Genomic DNA, 20,140 nt, shown 5'->3' on the forward strand with positions numbered 1-20,140 from the left:
CCTTCACCCCTGTTTTTGCTTGTTGCGGTAATCCTCTATCGCCGCGTGGAGCGCGTCCGCCGCCAGGTTCGAGCAGTGCATCTTTCTGGGCGGCAGCCCGTCGAGTTCGGTCGCGACGTCGTCGCGGGTGATCTTCAGCGCCTCGTCGAGCGTCTTCCCCTTTGCCATGTCGGTCACCATGCTGCTCGTCGCGATCGCCGACCCGCACCCGAACGTCCGGAACCTGATATCCTCGATGACGTCGTCCCCGACCTTGATGAAGATCTCCATGATGTCCCCGCAGACGGGATTGCCGACCTTGCCGTAACCGTCCGGGTTCTCGATCACCCCGACGTTGTGCGGGTTCATGAAGTGCTCCATCACCTTCTGGCTGTATCCGATCTGGTCCGCCATTCTTCCACCTACAGCGATGTAATAGCCCGCAGGCGTTTAACTGTTTCTTCGAATGTCCCTGCGTCCCGGAGTCGGCCGGGGAGAAGCAAAGACCGGCCGGGCAGACCTCTTCCCCGTAACCCGGCGAGACGGCCGCTCCGGCGTCGACCGCGAGGTCGTTCAAGGTGACCGTCCCCGCGAATGAAGCCGCCCGGTTCCATGCCGGGGAGCCGGCTGCTCGCAGATGGCAACCTTCGCCCCCGCCGAGATCGCCTGCTGCATGATCTCCGAGAGGGGCGGGAAGTCCCCGGCCGGGATCATCTCCATCCATGCTTCGCACCGTCATCGCGAGCAGGAACGGCGCATACGGCCGCTCAGGGGTCGCGGTGCCGCGGGTCCGGAGTCCGGTACCCGTGCCGTACGCTTCAGCACCCCTTCCGGCCGGTCACGTCGCTTCTGCCGCCGGTGCCGCTCCCTTGCGCACGATGAGGGTCGTAACGCCGCTCGCGACGTGCTCCTCCTCGACCTTATGCCCGCTCTTATCGGCCCACGACCTGACCGCCTCGACAAGGTCGTGCCTGTCGGCCGTCACCTGCAGGATCTGCCCGTTCTCGAGCGCCTCCATCTCCTCCTCGATCAGGAGCATGGGCGACTGGCAGGCGCCGACACAGTTTACCGTCTTATCCGCGTACATCCATCTCACCTCACTTCATCTTCCGGATAACGGACCTCATGCCCCGTCATCCTTCTCGAACTTCACGATCTCGTGCCCCGCCCGGCCTCTCCGGCGTCGGATATCCTCCTCCGCGGCAGGGCCTTCCGCCTCTTTCGTCATCGTGATCGGCCTGGGAGAGGAGAGCCCGGGTTCGTCCTCCAGTTCCATCTCTTACCTCCCGTTGCGGGACGCGCGTGGGAATACGGTGCCGTGACCCGGAAACGTGCCGCTCCCGGGAGGACCGGGTGCTGCCCCATCCCATATAAGCGTTCCTCCGGGGGTGACGGCGGTAGAGCGCGGCAACGGACGGTTCCCGTGCTTCGGCGAGAAGATCAGAAAGGTTATACTCCATCTCCTGCCACCTACCATCATCGGAGAAGACCGATCGTACGGAGGATACCGATGGGACTGTGGAACCGGCTCGGACGCAGGAAGGGGGAGGAAACGGACGCATCAGTCGATGCGGAGGAGGAAGCCCGGGTAGCGGGGCTCGCTCTCTCGCTTGAGAGCGAGGATATCGTAGCCCGGTGGAGAGCGGTGCGTGCGCTCGGGGAGATCGGCGACGCCGCGGTGCTCCCGCTGATGAAAGGGCTCAGCGACGAGGACTGGTGCGTCCGGCGGGAGGCGGCGGCCGCCCTCGGCCGGGTGGGGCCGGCGGCAATCCCACACCTCATCGGGACGTTCTCGCACGCGGACGACGCCATGCGGCAGGACGCCGTCCGGGCGCTCCGGTCGATCGGGAACCCGGCGACGGATGCCCTGAAGGAAGCGGCGCACTACGGGGACGCGGCCGTCCGCTGCGGGGCGCTGGAGGCGCTCAAGGGGTTCCCGGCCGGGGACGCCTATCTGGAGGCGCTCGCCGACGACGATCCCCGGGTGCGGCGATGTGCGATCGCCGGGGTGCGGCAAACCCGCGACGAGCGCGGCATCGAGGGGCTTGTCGCTCTCCTTCGCGACCCGGACGAGCAGGTCAGGGCTCTCGCCGGCGACGCGCTCGCCGCCTTCGGCGAGGCTGCGGTCGCGTCCTGCATCGGGGCGCTCGGCGACGATGACGAGGACTTCCGGCGGCGAAGCGCAGCGGTTCTCGCCCGTATCGGCGCCCCGGCGGTCGGCCCCCTCTCGGCCGCTCTCCGGGACGAACGGCCGTCCGTCCGCCGGTGGGCCGCCCGGGCGCTCGGTGAGATCCGGTCAGAAGAAGCGATTGCACCGCTCATCGTGGCGCTTGCCGACCCCGACCGTGAGGTGAGGTGGCACGTCGGCGGTGCGCTCGCAGGTATCGGTACTCCGGCAGTCGGCCCGCTCGTCGAGGCCCTCGGAAACGGCGACGAGGCCGCCCGGCACCGGGCAATGGAGGCGCTCTGGCGGGTCGGCGAGGCGGCGGCACCGGCCCTGATCGGTCTCACCGGTGCCGGCGATGCCGAGACCCGGCGCAGGTCCGCTATCGTTCTCGGCGAGATCGGCGCTCCGGGCGCGTCCGAAGCGCTGCAGCCCCTCCTCCAGGACGCAGACAGGGAGGTCCGGCGGGAGGCGTTCGAGGCGCTCGAAGTGATCAAAGCGCGGGGAGACCTCGCCTGACGGGCGCGCTCCCCATTCCCCGAGAGAACGCAGGGGTTTTTCGCGGCAGCGGCGAATACGGTGGTAATCCCGGTTCGGGTCGCGCCAAAAGGGTGGAGAGACTCGATCCGGCGTGGCCGCAGTCACCGGAGGGCATAATAACCACCCGCTTTTTTCAGGCTAATTTCCCGTTTGCAGGCATTTTACCCACCTAATGCCGAAAATGGGGGAAATTTCATTCCTTTTTCGATTTGTGACTGTTATAACCGAAAATATTAAAAAATTCAAGCGATAAGAAGATCTCTAATGTTCGTTCCGACCAAGTGTTTCTTTACGAAAGGTGTGGGTATCCACAAAGACAAACTGGCCTCGTTTGAACTGGCTCTCAGGGAGGCGGGTATCGAGAAGTACAATCTGGTCTACGTCTCGAGTATCTTCCCCCCGAACTGCCAGCTGGTCTCGCCGGAGGAAGGCTTAAAGGAGCTCTCCCCGGGCAGCATCGTCTACGTCGTCATGGCCCGGAATGAGACCAACGAGCCGAGCAGGCTCGCCTCCGCTGCCATCGGCCACGCGATGCCCAAGGAGAGCAACACCTACGGCTACCTCTCCGAGCACCACGCCTTCGGGGAGACGGCGGAAGTCTCGGGCGAATACGCCGAAGACCTTGCGGCAACCATGCTTGCGACGACGCTCGGGATCGAGTTCGACCCCGACAGGGCGTGGCAGGAGCGGGAGCAGATCTACAAGGCGAGCGGCCGGATCATCAGCACGACCCACACCTGCCAGGCGGCGGAAGGGGTCATGGACGGCCGCTGGACAACGGTCATCGCCGCAGCGGTCTTCCTCTAAGACCTGCACCTCCCGGGGCAGCCGATCTCTTTTCCTGCGGCTGCCCCGCCGAAGTCTTCTCCCGGGCCGGAGCGCAAAGCAAAATACCTCCCGGGGCCCACACTGTATCCAGGTTTTTCACATGCGTCTACCAATACAGGCCGTAACCCCGGAAACGGAATCTGCCGAGATCATCGGCTGGGTACACGAGGTTCGCGACCTCGGAGGACTCTCGTTCTTCCTGATCCGCGACCGGACCGGCATCATCCAGGTGACCATCCCGAAGAAGAAAGTCCCGGCAGAGATTCTTGATGTCGCCCGGAACGTCTCGCGAGAGTCGGTGGTCAGGGTCCAGGGCAGGGTAAAGGCAATCGAGAAAGCACCCGGCGGGCGCGAGATCGTCCCCGAAGAACTCGAGATCATCAGCACCGCAGAGAGCCCGCTCCCGCTCGACGTCGCCGAGAAGGTCCCCGCCGAACTCGATACCCGGCTCGACTCCCGGTTCCTGGACGCGAGGAAACCGCGTGTCCGCGCCATATTCTTCATCCGGTCCGCCGTGACCTCTTCCGCGACCGCGTTCCTCGCCTCCCGGGGCTGCATCAACATCACCACCCCCAAGATCGTCGCGGCGGCGACCGAGGGCGGCACCGAACTCTTCCCGATCGCCTACTTCGAGAAAGAGGCGTTCATGAACCAGAGCCCGCAGCTCTATAAGCAGATGATGATGGCTGCCGGGTTCGAAGCGGTCTTCGAGCTCGGCCCCATCTTCCGCGCCGAGGAGCACAACACCGTCCGGCACCTCAACGAGGCGACGAGCCTCGACGTCGAGGTCTCGTTTGCCGACCACAACGACGTCATGGAACTCCTCGAGGACCTGATCGTCCACATATACGACCACGTCGCGAAGAACTGCGCCGACCAGCTCGCGGAACTCGGGGTCGAACTTACGGTTCCGGCAAAGCCGTTCCCCCGGATCCCCTATACGGAGGCGATCGAGATCGCGAACAAGACCATCGAGGAGAAACTCACCTTCGGCGACGACCTCTCTCCGGCGGCCGAGCGGGCGATCGGGGATACCGTCGGGCAGCACTACTTCATCGTCGACTGGCCGACCGATATCAGGCCCTACTACGCGATGCCCTACCCGGATCGTCCCGAGTTCTGCAAGGCATTCGATATGATGCACCCCCGGATGGAGCTCTCCTCCGGCGCCCAGCGTATCCACGATCACGACCTCCTCGTGGAGCGGATCCGTGCGAAAGGACTCTCTCCCGAGAGTTTTGAGTTCTATCTGAAGCCGTTCCGCTACGGCATGCCCCCGCATGCCGGGTGGGGGCTCGGCATCGAGCGGCTGGTGATGACGATGCTCGACCTTCCAAACATCCGCGAGGCGGTGCTCTTCCCGCGTGACCGGCACAGACTGACGCCATGAATTTAATTACACCGCCGACCTACGGATCGATGTGCTTGCATAACCGGCACAGGACCGTCCCATGACCCTGACAAGCGTGCGCCTCCCGACCACCGTGGTCGGGAGCTACCCGGTGGTGAAAGGATCGGGGGTTTTCGCCCTCATGGACCCGCTGAGACATGCGGTGGAGACAGCGGTCGCCGACCAGATCGGCGCCGGGATCGACATCATCTCCGACGGCCAGGTCCGGGGCGACATGATCCGGGCTTTCACCTCCCACCTCCCCGGGATCCGCGGGTCGTCGGTCGTCGGGAAGGTCCAGCCGGCCGCCCGACCCATCACCCTTGCGGACACGAAATACGCCCTCTCCCGGCACCCGAAAGTGAAAGGCATCCTCACCGGGCCGAGCACGCTCGCCCACGGCCTCTCGATCGAGACGCCGTTCTACCGGAACAAAGACGAACTGGTTCTCGATCTCGCGCAGGCGCTCGCGGCCGAGGCGAACTACCTTCAGGACGCCGGCGTTGCGCTCATCCAGATAGACGAGCCCATCTTCTCGACAGGGGCGGCGAACCTCGCCGTCGGCCGCGAGGCGGTGAACGCGATCGCCGGGATGCTCCGGGTGCCGGTCTGCCTCCACGTCTGCGGGAACCTCGGGAACGTCATCGACGACGTCCTCCGGATAAACGTCGACGTATTCGATTTTGAGTTCGCAAACAACCCCAAAAACCTCGAGGTGCTCTCGTCAAAAGACCTGCGCGGCCGGATGATCGGCTACGGCTGCGTGGACTCGGCCGATCCGGGCATCGAGAGCGTCGAAGCGGTTCGCAAACGGATCGAGGCCGGGATCGATGTCTTCTCTCCGGAGGCCATGCTCCTCGACCCCGACTGCGGCCTCAGGATGCAGGCGCGCGATGCGGCGTTCGGAAAACTGAAAAATATGGTTGTTGCGGCGGGCGAGGCCCGGACAGAATATACCGGCTAGACCACCCTGCTCGTCGTCGAGAGCTCGATACCGTCCGCGATGATATGGTAGGGGATGACCCGCTGCGGCACGTCCGAACCCTTGAGCTTCTCGATGGCGAGCGTCCGCTCGAACTCGTTGCCGTGGATCTCCTGCCGGAGGGTGATGAAGACGTCGGCCGCCCGCATGATCCGCGCCTCTTCGGAGGGGCTGTGGACTCCCGCGTAGAGGAGGTAGACGATGTTTGCACCCCCTTCGATGATCGGGCGGGTATCTTCGAGGAGAAACCTCGCGGCCGTATCGATCCCCCAGGCGGCGATCAGCGTGGAGAGGGAGTCCACGACGATCTTCTCGCCCTCCATCGCCGCCGCCATCGCCGCGGGGTCCATCCCCCGGGCGTCGATCATATGCTCTCCCGGCGCCGTATCGAGCATCAGGTAGGCCCCCGCTCCTTCCCCTTCCTGCCAGAACTGCTGTGCCAGGAGTTCAAGACCGCTCAGCGGAGATCCGGCGATGACGATACGGGTGCCCGGTGAGAATCCTCCGTCAAGCGCCAGGTCCAGGCCCGCGATTCCTGTCGAACGTTTGGTGGTGTCGGCCACGTCTGTACCTCGGGTATGTCTCGCAGGATCTTTGCCGCCCTTTCCTAAATAACTACCCTGTCGGATGCGCTCCGTCGCTGCAATACTCCTCCCGGAGACGCTTTCTGAGGAGTTTCCACCCGTTCACCCGGGGGATCTCGCCGGCGATGATGACCCGGCGGGGGACCTTGTATCCCGCGAGGCGTTCGCGGGCGAAAGCGACGATCTCGTCGGGCGAGATGGCGTTACCTGCAGGAACCACCACGGCCACCGGAACCTCTCCCCGGTGCTCGTCGGCGCACCCGAAGACCGCCGCGTCGCGGACGCCCGGGTGCTGGACAAGGACGTCCTCGACCTCGGTCGGGTAGACCTTCCAGCCCGACATCACGATCATGTCCTTCTTGCGGTCGGTGATGTAGAGCATCCCGTCTTCGTCCAGGTGGCCGACGTCCCCGGTCAGGAACCAGCCTTCGGGGAGGAAGACGGCGGCCGTCTCTTCGGGCATCTGCCAGTAGCCGAGCGCCACCCCCGGCCCCCGGAGAGCGATCTCGCCGTCAACGCCGGGCCCGAGTTCCAGGTAAGGGTCGTTCGCATCGACGATCTTCACCTCCGAGAACCCGACCGGGGTGCCGACGCTCCGGAACTCGTCGGCGCTCGCGTAGTGCTCGGGGCGGATGGCGGTCCCGGTCCCGACGACGACCGTCTCGGAGAGGCCGTAGGCGTTGACGACGGGAATGCCGAACCGTTCGTGGAAGGGTTTCCAGACGCCGGGCGTCAGGGGGCCGCCGCCGCTGATCATCGCCCGGACGGTTGCGAGCGCCGTCTCGGTCCCCGGCGGGGTCTGGATGAGGGAGTGGATCACCGGCGGCATCCCGGCGACGATCGTCGCCCGGTATTCACGGGCGAGTTCGAGGTAGCGGTCGAGATCGAACCGCTCCATGACGACGTAGGTTCCGCCGGCCCGGAGGGTGGCGATCCCCCAGCTCACCCCGACGTGCCCCATCGGGTAGATCCCGAGGTAGATGTCGGCATCGGTGATCCGGAGAACGTCACGTTCGGCATCCATCGCGGCGATCCAGTTCCCGTGGGTGAGCATGGCGCCCTTCGGCTTGCCGGTGGTGCCACTCGTGTACTGGATCTGGCAGAGGTCGTCGAACCGGCAGTGGGCGGCACGGCGACACGGGGCTCCCCGGAGGAGGTCGGCCCACGGCGTTGCGCCCGCGGCCTCCCCCCCGACGGCGACGACGTGCCGGAGCGCCGGGGCCCGGTCACGGATGCGGTCGACGAGGCCTGCACCCTCGACGTCGGTGACGACGGCGACGGCCTCTGCGTCGCGGACGGCGTAAAGGACCTCGCTCTCCGTGTATACCCGGTTCGTCGGGACGGCGACGGCCCCGATCCGCCAGAGGGCGAGGTAGGTGATGAGGTATTCCGGCGAACTCTCAAGGTAGATGCAGACCTGCTCCCCGCGCTCGATACCGAGGGCGAGGAGGCCGCCTGCAGCCCAGGCGACCCGGTCCCTGAGTTCGGCACGGGTGTAGACCTCGCGGCGGGAGGGGACGACGAGAGCGATCTTATCGGGGTTACAGGCGTTGGCATCGAGGAAGGTGGTACAGTTCGGCATCAGGGGGCTCCGCGTTACAGGGTTGCACTTCGATGTATATACTTGTCCATAGTGCGGTAAATAAGTTGTCCCGGGATACCGGGCGTGGTCGTGAGCGTGAAACCCCGCCGGGCACCCTCGTTGAATCTCGGATCGCACGCAAGATCCGAAGAATCTTCGTCTCCGGCGATAAAATCCGGAACTTTTTCGGATCCGGATTATATCGACCGAATAAGAGAGAAAACGGTATGAAATCATCTGATTCAGCAGATCATGCGGCAACAACCACGCTCGACCGCGTCGGCCACGGCTGCCGGTGCCGCGTTGCCGGCGTCCGCGCTGCCGGAGCCCTTAGAAAGCGCGTGCTTGCCATGGGCATGGTGCCGGGGACGGAAGTGGAGGTTGTCCGGGCCGCCCCCCTCGGCGATCCCACGGAGTACCGGGTGAAGGGGTACTGCCTCTCGCTACGGCGTGCCGAGGCGAGCCTCATCGAGGTCGTCCCGGAGGGGAGATAGTGGACGGCGTCTGCCCGCTTGCCCTCCTCGCCGCCGGGACCGAGGCGAAGGTCGCCGATGTCCGTGCCGGCAAAGGGATGCAGGCGCGTCTCTTCGGGATGGGTTTCTGCCCCGACGCCCGGGTGAAGGTCCAGTGCGCGGACCGGGGTTCGATCATCGTCTCGGTCGGCGATGCCCGGTACGCCCTGTCGAAGGGAATCGCGATGAAGATAATCGTCGGGTGCGCGAAGGGGGCTGCATGAAGCGAGAGATCCGGATAGCGCTCACCGGCAACCCGAACGTCGGCAAGACGACGCTCTTCAACGCGCTTACGGGTTCACGGCAGCATGTCGGGAACTGGCCCGGCGTGACCGTGGAGAAGAAGACCGGCAAGGCCAGCCGCAACGGCTTCGAGTTCGAGGTCGTCGATCTGCCCGGAACCTACAGTCTGACCGCTTACACCGCGGACGAGGTCGTCGCGCGGGACTTCATCCTGGAGGAGAGACCGGACATCGTCGTCCAGGTCGTGGATGCGACGAACCTGGAGCGGAACCTCTACCTGACGACGCAGCTCGCCGAACTCGGGGTTCCGGTCGTCATCGCCCTGAACATGGCGGATATGGCCGAAGCGCAGGGCAACCCCATCGACTACCGGAAGCTCTCGGCGTTCCTCGAGATCCCGGTCGTGCGCACGGTCGGAACCCGCGGAGAAGGGCTGAAGGACCTCCTCGACGCCGCGATCCGGGAGGCGGAGACCTCCCTCCACCACGAGCACACCATCGGCTACGGCAACGAGACGGAGACGATGATCGCATCGCTTGCCGATGCGCTTTCAGCCGACGGGGACCTCGCCGGGAGGTACCCTCTCCGCTGGCTCGCAGTCAAACTCCTCGAAGGGGACGAGAACGTCCTCGCGAAGGTCCGGGGAGGACCGGCATCGACCCGCGTGGAGGAGATCCTCTCCCGGATAGACCCGGACGAGTACGAGGCGCTGATGGCGGACAAGCGCTACGAGGCGATTGCGGCCGTCCTGCCGCAGGTCCGGAAAGCAAACCTCAAGGAGATGCGCCCCTCGGATATGGTCGACCGCGTCGTCACCGACCGGTATCTCGGCATCCCGATCTTTTTAGCCCTGATGTGGGGAGCGTTCGAGTTGACGTTCACGGTCGCGACTCCCTTCATGACCGCGATCGATGCCGCCTTCGCGTGGCTTGCCGGGTTCGTGGCCGGTTCGATCGAACCCGCCTGGCTAGCCTCGCTCATCGGCGACGGGATCATCGGCGGCGTCGGCTCCGTCCTCATCTTCCTCCCGAACATCTTCATACTCTTCCTGATCCTCGCGATCCTCGAAGACTCGGGCTACCTCGCCCGTGCCGCGTTCATCATGGACCGGCCGCTCTACGCCCTGGGTCTGCCCGGGAAATCCTTCGTTCCGATGCTGATCGGGTTCGGGTGCAATGTCCCGGCGATCATGGCCACACGGTCGATCGAGGGCGAGAAGGACCGGCTGCTCACGATCCTGGTCAATCCGTTCATGTCGTGCAGCGCGAGGCTGCCCGTATACATCCTCTTCGCCGGGGTATTCTTCCCCGATCAGGCGGGCAGCGTGGTCTTCTTCCTCTACGTCCTCGGGATCGTCGTCGCGATCGCGTCCGCGAAGCTCTTCAGGAGCACCATCCTCCCGGGAGAAGCCTCGCCGTTCGTCATGGAGATGCCGCCCTACCGGATCCCCACGGCGATGACGGCCCTCCTCCATATGTGGAGCCGGGGGTCGATGTACATCCGAAAGGCGGGTACGATCATCCTTGCCGGCGTTCTGGTCGTCTGGCTCCTCGCGTCGTTCCCGTTCGGGGTCGAGTACGGGAGCGCGGAGAGTTTCGCAGGCATGATCGGCCACGCGCTCGAACCGCTGGTGGCCCCGCTCGGCTTTGACTGGAAGGTCGCGGTCGCGCTGATCTTCGGGTTCATCGCGAAGGAGATCGTCGTCGGGTCGCTCGGCACCCTCTACGGCACCGGGGAAGAGACGCTTCCGACGGCGCTCCTTGCCGATCCGGGCCTCTCCGCGGCGACGGCCCTTGCCCTGATGGTCTTCGTGCTGCTCTATACCCCGTGCGTCGCGGCGCTGGGGGTCATCAGGAAAGAGACGGGGTCGTGGAAGTGGACCGGGTTCTCGGTCGCCTACGGGCTCGTCGTCGCCTGGCTGCTCGCGTTCGTCGTCGGGCGCGTTGCCGGGCTCTTCATGGGAGGTGTCTGATATGAACGATACAGCAAAGTTGGTCTATGGAGCGGTGCTCGGTGTACTCTACATCGCCGCCGGCCTGCTCCAGATGGTCAGGGCCGTCGTCGGCCCCATACCCGGCCTCGAAGCCTTCTACCTCACGGGCAACCTGTTCGGCGGGTTCGTCCTCCTCGTGGTCGGGGCCGTCTTCCTCGCCGGTGTCCGGAACCTCGCCGCGGGCGCCGGGGAGGGCGCGATCTTCGTCTCCGTCGGGGTTCTCCTCTCGGTCGCGTTCGGGCTCGTGGAACTCCTCGCCCTCTGCGCACTGGGGATCGACGCCTATCTCGTCGGGGAATGGGTCGAATGGTCGGTTGCCGACGCGATGAACCCGCTCCTGTACCTCGCGGTTCTGGGTGCCGCCGGGTACCTCGCGTGGGGCAGGACATTCCTCCGGGGGCTCTCGGCGGCATGATGCGGGCGATAGCACGGCGGATCTCGGAAGGGGGGTTCGTACTCCCGGCGCTTGCGGCCGAACTGAACCTCCAGCAGGAGGCCCTCGCGGAGCGGCTCTTCATGATGGAACGTCTCGGTTTTGTCGAGCGGAGCGGAGGGTGCGAACCTGCCGGGGCGCCTTCCTGCCGCCATTGTGCGGGGTGTTGCGGCGGGACCGGTCTTCCCGGAGGCGTCCGGTATACCCTGACGGAGAAGGGGAGGCGGCTTGCCGGGGTTCCGCCGACAAAACCAAAAGGGGATTAGTTGAAGAGGGAGATCGAGGTGTATGCCGGTCGATACGCCGCTCATACGCGAGGCCGTCCATGGAGACCTCGCCGCAGTCCTCTCCCTGTATGCACAGATGCACGATCTCGACGAGGAGGCCGACGACCGTGCGCTCCGGACTGCCTGGGAGGATATCCTTGCCGACCCACGAACCCGTATCTTCCTCCTCGAAGACGGGGGCGCGGCCGTCTCGACGTGCGTCCTCCATATCCTCCAGAACCTCACCCGGGGCGCACGGCCGTACGGGCTCATCGAGAACGTCGTGACCCGTCGCGAGTTCCGGAACCGGGGGTTCGGCACGGCCCTCCTTGACCATGCACTCGAGTGTGCGTGGGAAGAGAACTGCTACAAAGTGATGCTTCTCACCGGCCGTCGCGAGCCGAACGTCTTCCGGCTCTACAAGAAGGCAGGGTTCGTCCGGGGCGTCAAGGAAGGGCTCGTCGCGTATCCGCCGGAGTGATCTCCGGCAGCTCACCGGCCCGCCGGTCCGTATATCCCGAAAGAAAACGCAAACTCCAAATCCCGGGCAAGAAGACAGATGTTCAGGGTAGTTGATCGTGCAACCAGAGAGTTTGCGCACAGCGAGAGCCGGATTGATCGTGCTGCTCCTGCTCTTCTCCGTAATGCCGCCGGTATCCGCCGGCCTCTACACCGATTCGTGCGGGATGGTATGGACGGACGCCGCTATCCCGTTCGAGCGGAACAACGAGACGGCCTACAACGAGGAACTGATGGCGTCTTACACGCCGATCATGGCGAACCTGACCGACAGCCCACCCGACTTCAGCAGCATGACCTGGAGCGACGCCTTCCGCGAGACGTGCGCCTATATGGAAGAGCGCTACGCCTTCACGGAGTGGCGCGGCGTCGACTGGGACGCGCTGTACGCGACCTACGCACCGAAGATCGCACAAGCCGAGGAGAACCGGGACAGCGCCGCCTACTACCGGACGCTCCGCGAGTTCGTCTTCGCCATCCCCGACGGGCACGTCCTGGTCCTCGCTCCCGACGACTTCGGGGCGAAGCATGCCGATATCGGCGGGGGCTACGGGCTCGCCGTCGCACGGCTCGATTCGGGCGAAGTGATCGTGGCCCACGTCGCAAACGGGAGCGATGCGGAGCGGGCGGGGATCCGGTTCGGCGACGAGGTGGTCTCCTGGAACGGCCGGCCGGTCGGGGAGGCGATCGACGCGACGTCGATCATCTGGACCCCGGTCAAGCCCTCGACCGCCGAAGGTATCCTCCTCCAGAAACTGCGGTTCCTGACCCGGGCGCCGGTGGGGGCCGGGGCGACCGTCGGCATCGCCGGCCCGGCGGGATCAGCCCCCCGCACAATCAACCTGACCGCAGCGGACGACGGCTACGAGACCCTCGCCCGGACGAGCATCTTCCTCGGCCGCGAGGTGAACGACGGAGCGGCCGGATCGTCGGCGGAACTCAAGGCGATGATTACGAACGAGACCGTGACCACCCGGACCCTCCCCGGAGGGACCGTCTACATCGCGGTCTACGAAGAGTCCTATGACGTCTACCAGCCCTTCAAGGCGGCGGTGGAGGATGCGATCGCGGACGGGGCGCCCGGCATCGTCGTCGACCTCCGGTTCAACCGGGGCGGGGACGACAACCTGGCCGCCGCCTACGGTGGGTGGTTCGTGGACCGGCCGGTCTTCTACGAGTACGGCACCACCTACGACCCCGGGACAGGAAAACCCGCGGTCCTCTGGGAGTCCTGGACACAGCCCCGGCCCGACCGCTACGATGGCCCGGTCGCCCTCCTCGTCAGCCCCTACACCATCAGTTCGGGCGAGGGACTCCCGAAGGTCTTTGCGGAGTCCGGGACGGGCGCGATCGTCTCGTGGTACGGGACAAACGGGGCGTTCGGGATGGAGTCGATGGGGCCGGTCCTCCCCCTCGGGGTCATGACGGCCTTCCCGCAGGGCGCGTCGCTCGACGAGGACGGGAAGATCCAGGTCGACAGCAACGCATCGTTGGTCGGCGGTGTCGCCCCGACGGTGCGGGTGCCGCTTGAACGGGATACCCTGGCGCGGGCGATGGCCGGGGAGGACGTCCAGTTTGCGTATGCGGTCGAGTGGATCGAGGCGCAGGCGGAGAGCACGACCGCGGAGCCTTCGGCGGTGCCGACACAGGCGGCGGCCGGGTGGGTGGTCGTGCTTGCGGCGCTTGCGGTTGTCGCTGTCTGGTATGGGCGGCGGTGAGGGGTTAGGAGAGATCCTCACGCGAAGTGCAACTGTCCGCAGGACGCGACGGTTCGCTAGAACCGGAGCGTGAGCACCGAAGGTGCAAGACAGGAGCTTGAGAAGCCGTAGGCTTTGAGCCCCGAAGTGCGCGAAGTTCGGTAGATACACGTACAACCATCCTTCGCGGCTTCGCGTCTTTCGCGTGAGGCTGTATCGTTATCTTCTCCCGTTAGCTCGCGAGAAGCCGCGAAAGGGCGCGAAGATCGGTTTACCCGGGAGGAACGCCCTTTCGCGGCTTCGCGTGAACTTTTGCGTGAGATTACCCCAGGCCGAAGAGACGAGGATTTTTCCGGACGGGGACGGAAAGTTGTAAAAAAGAGTTCTCCGGGGGGCCCCGGATAACCGCTCACTGGTATTCCGGGGGCTGGATCTCTTTCGGCAGCCCGCCCTTGAAGTGCTGCTGCACCTTCCCGTAGTACTGCCGCAGCCGCTCGTTCATCGTCGCGTGCACCTTCTCCCGTGCATTCTCAAAGTGCGACGGCTTCACGACGGCGGCACCCTCCCGCATGGCGAGCATGGCCGCCTCCCGCGCGAGCGCCTCGAGGTCCGAGCCGACGAACCCCTCGGTCTCGGCTGCAACCTTCTTGATGAGCTGATCTCTCGCCGGATCGTCCAGGGTCATCTTCTGCTGCGTGAAGAGGTCGACGAGTTTCTTCCGCCGGACGTGGCTCACGAGCCCCTCGTCTTCGTTCGACGCAATCGCGGCGCGGTGCTCCTTCACGTCTTCGACGCTCACCTGACGGTTCGCTCCCACGGCGAGAACCAGGTCTTCAAGATCGTTCTCCGTGAGCCCCTCCGTCATCGCCACGAGGTCTTCCATCGTCGAGCCCTCGAGCGGCATGTAACTGGTGTGGATCGCGAGGATCTTCTGCCGGTCTTCCCGCCCGGGCTCGCCGATGTAGACGAGCCGGTCGAACCGCCCGGGCCGGAGCAGCGCCGGGTCGACCATGTCCGGCCGATTGGTCGCGCCCATCACCACCACACCCCGGAGTTCCTCGAGGCCGTCGATCTCGGTGAGAATCTGGTTTAGCACGCTCTCGGTGACGTGCGACTCGGTGCCGCCGCCCCGGGCCGGGGCAAGGGCGTCGAGTTCGTCGAAGAAGATGATGGACGGCGCCACCTGCCGGGCCTTCTTGAAGACCTCCCGAACAGCCCGCTCGCTCTCGCCGACCCACTTCGAGAGGAGCTGGGGGCCCTTGACCGGGACGAAGTTCGCCCCGCTCTCGCTCGCGACCGCCTTTGCAATCAGGGTCTTTCCCGTCCCCGGCGGGCCGTAGAGGAGAACGCCCTTCGGCGGTTCGATGCCGAGGTTCTCGAACTGCTCCCGCCGGGTGAGCGGATACTCCACCGCCTCGCGGATATCCTGCTTCGCCTCTTCGAGGCCCCCCACATCCTCCCAGGCAGTGTGGGGCACCTCGAGGAGGATCTCCCGCATGGCGCTCGGGCCCACATCGCGGAGAGCGTCACGGAAGTCCCTGGCCTGCACCTCCATCTTCTCGAGGATCTCCGGCGGGATCTCGTCGGCTTCGAGATCGATCTCGGGGAGGTAGCGCCGCAGCGCCTTGATCGCCGCCTCGCGGGCGAGTGCGGCGAGATCCGCCCCAACGAATCCGTGGGTCTGCTGGGCGACGTCGGCGATCGCCACGTCGTCCGCGAGCGGCATACCGCGGGTGTGGATCTGGAGAACCTGGATCCGGTCGTCCTCCGAGGGCACCCCGATCTCGATCTCCCGGTCGAACCGCCCGGGACGGCGGAGAGCCGGGTCGATGGCGTCGAGCCGGTTCGTGGCCCCGATCACCACGACCTGGCCCCGTTCCTCGAGCCCGTCCATCATCGTCAGGAGCTGGGCGACCACCCGCCGCTCGACCTCCCCGGTCACCTCTTCACGCCGGGGGGCGATCGAGTCGAGCTCGTCGATGAAGATGATCGCAGGAGCGTGCTGCCGTGCATCCTCAAAGACCTCCCGGAGCCGCTGTTCGCTCTCGCCGTAGTACTTCGAGATCACCTCCGGCCCCGCGATCGAGATGAAGTGTGCTCCGCTCTCGCTCGCGACCGCCTTTGCGATCAGGGTCTTCCCGGTCCCCGGCGGGCCGTAGAGGAGAACGCCCTTCGGCGGCTCGATACCGAGCTTTCTGAAGATCTCCGGGTGGCGCATGGGCAGTTCGATCGTCTCCCGGACCCGCTGCAACTCGCCCTTCAGGCCACCGATATCCTCATAGCTGATCCTTTTGACGCCCTCGAATCCGGCCGCAGGCTTCTCGGAGAACTCGATCTTCGTGTTCTTGGTGATGATCACGGCGTTCTCCGGCTCGACCACCACGGCCTTGAACGCGACGAGCTGGGGCTGCATGAACGGGAGCCCGGCCTGGATGGGGACGGAGTCGTTCTTCACAACCGGAAAGTCGATCAGCTTGTTGACGACGCTGCCGTAGTTGATGGGGAGCTGTTTCGGGAGGTCTTCGGGCGGCGCAAGCACGACCCGTTTCGCCTCGGCCTCCTCGTCGAGCGTTCGTATCTTGACCCGGTCGCCGATGCTCGCACCGGTATTGAGCCGGGTAAAATTATCGATCCTGACTTTGCCCTGGTGCCAGTCGTTCACCATGGCGCGCCAGACCTTCGCTACGGTGCGACGCTTCCCTTCGATAGCAACGAGGTCTCCCGGGTTGAGCCTGAGCTGCAACATGGTATCAGGGTCAAGCCGTGCCTTGCCTGCCCCCTGATCCTCCGGATAAGCGCTATCTACCTTCAAGTATATCTCGGGCATTACCTCTAGTTCTTATATTTCGGGGATTTATAAGTACTGGAGGCGCATGAACGTACTTCTCTTCGATCCGTTCAACGGAGCCGCAGGCGACATGATCATCGGAACCCTTCTCGATCTGGGGGCCGACGAAGGGCTTGTCCGGGCAGCCATGCGCTCAGTCGTCGGCGAACCGACAATAGAGCGGGTAGACCGTTCCGGCATCCGGGCCGTCCGGGTGAGAACGCACGCCCCGGTCGATCACCGCACCCTCGAGGAGGTGCTCGACCGGGTGGCCGAAAGCGACGCTCCCGCCCCCGCCCGGGAGATGGCGCGACGGGTCTTCCTCCGGATACACCGGGCCGAGGAGAGTATCCACGGAGAGGGGGCGCACTTCCACGAGGTGGGTGCGGACGACGCGATCGCCGACGTGGTGGGAGCCTGCACCGCCCTTCACTCCCTCGCCCCCGGCGGTGTCGCCGTCCGCCCGGTCGCCCTCGGCCGGGGGTTTGCGGTCGGCGCCCACGGCACCTTCCCCGTCCCGGCTCCCGCGACGGTCGCAATCCTCGCCGGGTCGGATCTTCGAACTGTTCCCGGGGACGAGGAGCGGGAACTCTGCACCCCGACGGGGGCCGCCCTCCTCGCTGAGTTCTCGACCGTCCGGCCCGAAGACCTCGGACCGGTGGAGATCAGGGCGGTCGGCTACGGGGCGGGGAGCAGGAACCCGCAGGGAAGGCCGAACGTCCTCCGGTCGATGCTCGTCTCTACGAAAGAGGCTCCTGAAGGCGACCGGATCGACATCCTCGAGACGAACGTCGACGACGTCACCGGGGAGGCTCTCGCCTACACGATCAACTGCCTGATGGAAGAAGGGGCACGGGACGCAAGCGCCATTCCCGTGATGATGAAGAAGGGGCGGAGCGGCCATCTCGTCCGGGTGATCTCTTCCCCCGACACGACCGACCGCCTCGTAGGGGTGATGGCGCGGGAACTCGGGACGCTCGGGATACGGTGCATCCCGATGGTGCACCGGGCCGTCGCGGAGCGGACGATCGAGCCGGTCACGGTGACGATCCGGGGGAAGGAGACGACGATCGACGTGAAGTGCGGCTGGTGTGAGGGGAAGATCGTATCGTTCAAGGCGGAGTACGAACAGGCGGCGGCGTGCGCACGGGAGACCGGACTCCCGTTCCGTGAGGTCGCCGGAACGGTCGAGGCGGCAGCACGCCGTCTCTTCGTCGAGCGGGGTGTGCTCGAACCATGAAGACCGATCGGGTCGGCACGGGAAGCCAGGGCCTCGACGACCTGCTCGGCGGCGGGCTCGAACGGCGGGCGATCACCCAGATCTACGGCGAGCCCGCGAGCGGCAAGAGCACCCTCTGCCTGATGGCGGCGGTGGCCTGCCTCCGGGCCGGGAACTCGGTCGTCTACATCGACACCGAAGGCTTCTCGGTGGAGCGCTTTACGCAGATCACCGGGGAGAACGCCGGGGCGCTCGCCGACCGGCTCTACCTCTTCGAACCGCTCGATTTCGCCCAGCAGGGGACGATGATCGCCGATTCCGAAGGGCTGCTCAAGAACGGCCACGCCCCCGTGGGGCTGCTGGTGATGGACTCGGCCACCGCCCTCTACCGGACGGAACTCGATCTCGGGCGGGAGGCGATACGGAAACTCTCGCACCACATGATCAAACTCCTCGGGCTCGCAAAGAAGTACGACATCCCCGTCCTGATCACGAACCAGATCTATATGGATGTGGAGCGCGAGCGGGTGGCGGGGCTCGGGGGAACGGCGCTCGAACATCTCTCGAAGGCCATCATACGGCTCGAAAAGAAGGATAGTGTCCGCCGGGCGATGCTCCGGAAGCACCGGTCCCGGCCGGAAGGGCTCTCGTTCGACTTCGTGATCACCGAAGACGGGATCAGAACGGTATAACGCCGGTAAAGACCGTCTCGGCGGGGCCTTCCATCGTGACGGTCTCGCCGAACCGGATCACGAGCGGACCGCCTTTTGTCTCGACCCGCACCGTGTCGCCGACTTTGCCGAGATGGCGGGCGACCGCGGCGGACGCCGTCGCGCCGGTCCCGCAACTCTCGGTCTCGCCCTCGACGCCGCGCTCGAACGTCCGGATCCGGATCGTGTCGTCGCCGGCCTCTTCGACGAAGTTGACGTTCGCGCCCTCAGGGAAGGAAGGGTGGTTCCTGATGGCCGGGCCGACAATGCCGATCTCGATTGCGCCGATCTCTTTCACGAAGACGACCGCGTGGGGAACGCCGGTGTTCGCGGCATACACGGTGAAACCCCGGATCTCCTCTCTGTATTCGCCGTTCCCGACGGCCGGGATGCCGTTCCGCTCGAACGCGGGCTCAGGCATCGTGATCGTCGCGGTGAACTCGTCGTCGGCGTAGCCTGCCGAGACCTGGACGATCCCCGCCCCGGTCTCGACCGAGCAGGACTCTTTCACGTAGCCGGCATCGTAGGCGTACTTCGCGAGGCACCTGATACCGTTCCCGCACATCGCGGCCTCGCTCTCGTCGGGCTGGAAAAGCCGCATCTGGATCTCGGCCGCCTCGGACGCCTGGAGGAAGAGAATGCCGTCGGCGCCGATGCCGAACCTGCGGTCGCAGAAGAGCGCCGCAAACGCCCCCTTCATATCCTCGGGAATGACCTCGCCGTTGTGCTCATCGATCAGAACGAAGTCGTTGCCGTTTCCCTGCAGTTTGGTGAACGCGATCTCCATGGTGTAGCCTCTCCTGTAAATATGGGGGCGGCGGGTGATAAACCGTGTGGGGGTTGGGCGGGGACTCCGGCCCCGATCAGGGCCTCCTCACGCCGCACCCCAGAGACGTCTCCACCCCGACGAATCCATCCGGGGGCCGATGACCAGATCCGGCGGGGAGATGAATACCGTGAACTTCACCGGGATACTCTCGATTCCCATCTCCCGAGCCCGCTCATCGAGCATCGCATACACCGCCTCTATCGAGGAGACGTTCTCAGCCGGAGGGGGACCGTTCCAGATGCTCACCCGGAGATACCCGTCGATGTCGTAGCCGAACCCGATGAGGGATCCATTGGGGTAGAGGTAGTGTTCCCGTATCAGATTGTTCGTGGCGGCGGTGAAGGTTGAGAGCGGTATCCCGCCCCCGCCTTTCGAGACGGGGAGCCCTCCGAGCGTGACGGTGACGGGCTCCTGCCTGTTCAGGCCGGCTTTGAGGTCTTCTATCCCCGGTCCGGTGAAGACCGGTGGGATGGCTGGAGGTTCGCGGCGGATGCTCCCGGCTCCGGATCCCGGAGGCCTCCGGAGGGGTACAGAATTGTTGTAGCAGCCCCTGGATTAGAGAGGGCGACGACCGCATCCGCTTGAGAACCGGGTTCTGTAAGCGGAGAGTCAATGTGCCCGGGTCCCGAGGCCCAATCCTCTGTCGGGAGATCTATCCCGCCGTGCATCGAGTAGTTCAATTCATCCCTTGCCTGTTGCAGAAGGGGCGATACCCGCTTATCATCCGCCTCCGTCCATCCGTCAAGGTATGAAACTCGCGGCAGGCTACGGATTGCCTCAGCAATCTCTTCTTCTGAGCACCCCTTACTTCGAAGTTCGCTGACGAACGAGGGAGATCGTTCC

At 65.3% G+C, this 20,140-nt stretch carries 22 protein-coding genes; 13 read left to right on the forward strand and 9 right to left on the reverse strand.

Annotated features, from left to right (window positions below; all coding sequences use genetic code 11):
- Positions 1 to 3: 3 nt before the first annotated feature.
- The 4 genes from nifU to L21_RS14140 all read right to left on the reverse strand — a co-directional run bounded on the left by nifU (position 4) and on the right by L21_RS14140 (position 1,255).
- On the reverse strand, positions 4 to 393 hold the full coding sequence (nifU, locus tag L21_RS08650) for a Fe-S cluster assembly scaffold protein NifU (RefSeq protein WP_074370078.1): 390 nt from the start codon (positions 391 to 393) through the stop codon (positions 4 to 6).
- A gap of 159 nt (positions 394 to 552) precedes the next feature.
- Complete coding sequence (locus L21_RS14135) at positions 553 to 699, reverse strand: hypothetical protein (protein WP_178377708.1); 147 nt, start codon at positions 697 to 699, stop codon at positions 553 to 555.
- A 118-nt stretch (positions 700 to 817) separates the two neighbouring features.
- Positions 818 to 1,066 carry a sulfurtransferase TusA family protein gene (locus tag L21_RS08655; protein WP_074370079.1) on the reverse strand — a complete coding sequence of 83 codons (249 nt, stop codon included), beginning with the start codon at positions 1,064 to 1,066 and terminating at the stop codon, positions 818 to 820.
- 36 nt (positions 1,067 to 1,102) lie between these two features.
- A complete protein-coding gene (locus L21_RS14140) occupies positions 1,103 to 1,255 on the reverse strand; it encodes a hypothetical protein (protein ID WP_178377709.1) in 153 nt (50 codons plus the stop codon).
- A 234-nt stretch (positions 1,256 to 1,489) separates the two neighbouring features.
- Between L21_RS14140 and L21_RS08660 the strand changes: the two genes are divergently transcribed.
- From L21_RS08660 to L21_RS08675, 4 genes are all read left to right on the forward strand, one after another.
- Positions 1,490 to 2,662, forward strand: a complete 1,173-nt coding sequence (locus L21_RS08660) for a HEAT repeat domain-containing protein (protein ID WP_074370080.1) — start codon at positions 1,490 to 1,492, stop codon at positions 2,660 to 2,662.
- 285 nt (positions 2,663 to 2,947) lie between these two features.
- On the forward strand, positions 2,948 to 3,490 hold the full coding sequence (locus tag L21_RS08665; RefSeq protein ID WP_074370081.1) for a pyruvoyl-dependent arginine decarboxylase: 543 nt from the start codon (positions 2,948 to 2,950) through the stop codon (positions 3,488 to 3,490).
- Between the two features lie 121 nt (positions 3,491 to 3,611).
- Complete coding sequence (gene aspS, locus L21_RS08670; RefSeq protein WP_074370082.1) at positions 3,612 to 4,901, forward strand: aspartate--tRNA(Asn) ligase; 1,290 nt, start codon at positions 3,612 to 3,614, stop codon at positions 4,899 to 4,901.
- 61 nt (positions 4,902 to 4,962) lie between these two features.
- Positions 4,963 to 5,865 carry a methionine synthase gene (locus L21_RS08675; RefSeq protein ID WP_074370083.1) on the forward strand — a complete coding sequence of 301 codons (903 nt, stop codon included), beginning with the start codon at positions 4,963 to 4,965 and terminating at the stop codon, positions 5,863 to 5,865.
- Here L21_RS08675 and L21_RS08680 read toward each other — a convergent pair.
- Positions 5,862 to 6,446, reverse strand: coding sequence for an RAD55 family ATPase (locus L21_RS08680; RefSeq protein ID WP_074370084.1), 585 nt, complete (start codon positions 6,444 to 6,446; stop codon positions 5,862 to 5,864). The genes L21_RS08675 and L21_RS08680 overlap by 4 nt on opposite strands.
- 52 nt (positions 6,447 to 6,498) lie before the next feature.
- Positions 6,499 to 8,049, reverse strand: coding sequence for a class I adenylate-forming enzyme family protein (locus tag L21_RS08685; protein ID WP_074370085.1), 1,551 nt, complete (start codon positions 8,047 to 8,049; stop codon positions 6,499 to 6,501).
- 227 nt (positions 8,050 to 8,276) lie between these two features.
- Between L21_RS08685 and L21_RS08690 the strand changes: the two genes are divergently transcribed.
- The 7 genes from L21_RS08690 to L21_RS08720 all read left to right on the forward strand — a co-directional run bounded on the left by L21_RS08690 (position 8,277) and on the right by L21_RS08720 (position 13,733).
- On the forward strand, positions 8,277 to 8,543 hold the full coding sequence (locus tag L21_RS08690) for a FeoA family protein (protein WP_074370086.1): 267 nt from the start codon (positions 8,277 to 8,279) through the stop codon (positions 8,541 to 8,543).
- On the forward strand, positions 8,543 to 8,785 hold the full coding sequence (locus L21_RS08695; RefSeq protein ID WP_074370087.1) for a FeoA family protein: 243 nt from the start codon (positions 8,543 to 8,545) through the stop codon (positions 8,783 to 8,785). Before L21_RS08690 ends, L21_RS08695 begins: the two co-directional genes overlap by 1 nt.
- Positions 8,782 to 10,776: a ferrous iron transport protein B gene (feoB, locus tag L21_RS08700; protein WP_074370088.1), complete on the forward strand. Its 1,995-nt coding sequence runs from the start codon at positions 8,782 to 8,784 to the stop codon at positions 10,774 to 10,776. Before L21_RS08695 ends, feoB begins: the two co-directional genes overlap by 4 nt.
- Position 10,777: 1 nt before the next feature.
- Entirely contained in the window at positions 10,778 to 11,212 is a 435-nt protein-coding gene (locus tag L21_RS08705) for a hypothetical protein (protein ID WP_143727252.1), read from the forward strand.
- Entirely contained in the window at positions 11,209 to 11,496 is a 288-nt protein-coding gene (locus tag L21_RS08710; protein ID WP_143727253.1) for a hypothetical protein, read from the forward strand. The genes L21_RS08705 and L21_RS08710 overlap by 4 nt, the downstream gene beginning before the upstream one ends.
- A gap of 22 nt (positions 11,497 to 11,518) precedes the next feature.
- Entirely contained in the window at positions 11,519 to 11,977 is a 459-nt protein-coding gene (locus tag L21_RS08715; protein WP_074370091.1) for a GNAT family N-acetyltransferase, read from the forward strand.
- Positions 11,978 to 12,116: 139 nt separating this feature from the next.
- Positions 12,117 to 13,733 (forward strand): S41 family peptidase, encoded by a 1,617-nt coding sequence (locus L21_RS08720; RefSeq protein ID WP_256712837.1) that lies wholly within the window; start codon positions 12,117 to 12,119, stop codon positions 13,731 to 13,733.
- A 388-nt stretch (positions 13,734 to 14,121) separates the two neighbouring features.
- Here L21_RS08720 and L21_RS08725 read toward each other — a convergent pair whose 3' ends face one another.
- On the reverse strand, positions 14,122 to 16,539 hold the full coding sequence (locus L21_RS08725) for a CDC48 family AAA ATPase (protein WP_074370093.1): 2,418 nt from the start codon (positions 16,537 to 16,539) through the stop codon (positions 14,122 to 14,124).
- A gap of 46 nt (positions 16,540 to 16,585) precedes the next feature.
- Here L21_RS08725 and larC point away from each other — a divergent pair, with 46 nt between their 5' ends.
- Positions 16,586 to 17,779, forward strand: a complete 1,194-nt coding sequence (larC, locus tag L21_RS08730; RefSeq protein WP_074370094.1) for a nickel pincer cofactor biosynthesis protein LarC — start codon at positions 16,586 to 16,588, stop codon at positions 17,777 to 17,779.
- Positions 17,776 to 18,450: a DNA repair and recombination protein RadB gene (radB, locus tag L21_RS08735; RefSeq protein ID WP_074370095.1), complete on the forward strand. Its 675-nt coding sequence runs from the start codon at positions 17,776 to 17,778 to the stop codon at positions 18,448 to 18,450. Before larC ends, radB begins: the two co-directional genes overlap by 4 nt.
- Here the strand turns inward: radB and dapF are convergent.
- Entirely contained in the window at positions 18,437 to 19,255 is an 819-nt protein-coding gene (gene dapF, locus L21_RS08740) for a diaminopimelate epimerase (RefSeq protein WP_074370096.1), read from the reverse strand. The two genes, radB and dapF, sit on opposite strands and share 14 nt — an antisense overlap.
- A gap of 87 nt (positions 19,256 to 19,342) precedes the next feature.
- A complete protein-coding gene (locus L21_RS08745; protein WP_074370097.1) occupies positions 19,343 to 19,543 on the reverse strand; it encodes a hypothetical protein in 201 nt (66 codons plus the stop codon).
- Positions 19,544 to 20,140 lie beyond the last annotated feature (597 nt).

It is taken from the genome of Methanoculleus chikugoensis (genome assembly GCF_900095385.1).
GTDB classification, from domain to species: domain Archaea; phylum Halobacteriota; class Methanomicrobia; order Methanomicrobiales; family Methanoculleaceae; genus Methanoculleus; species Methanoculleus chikugoensis_A.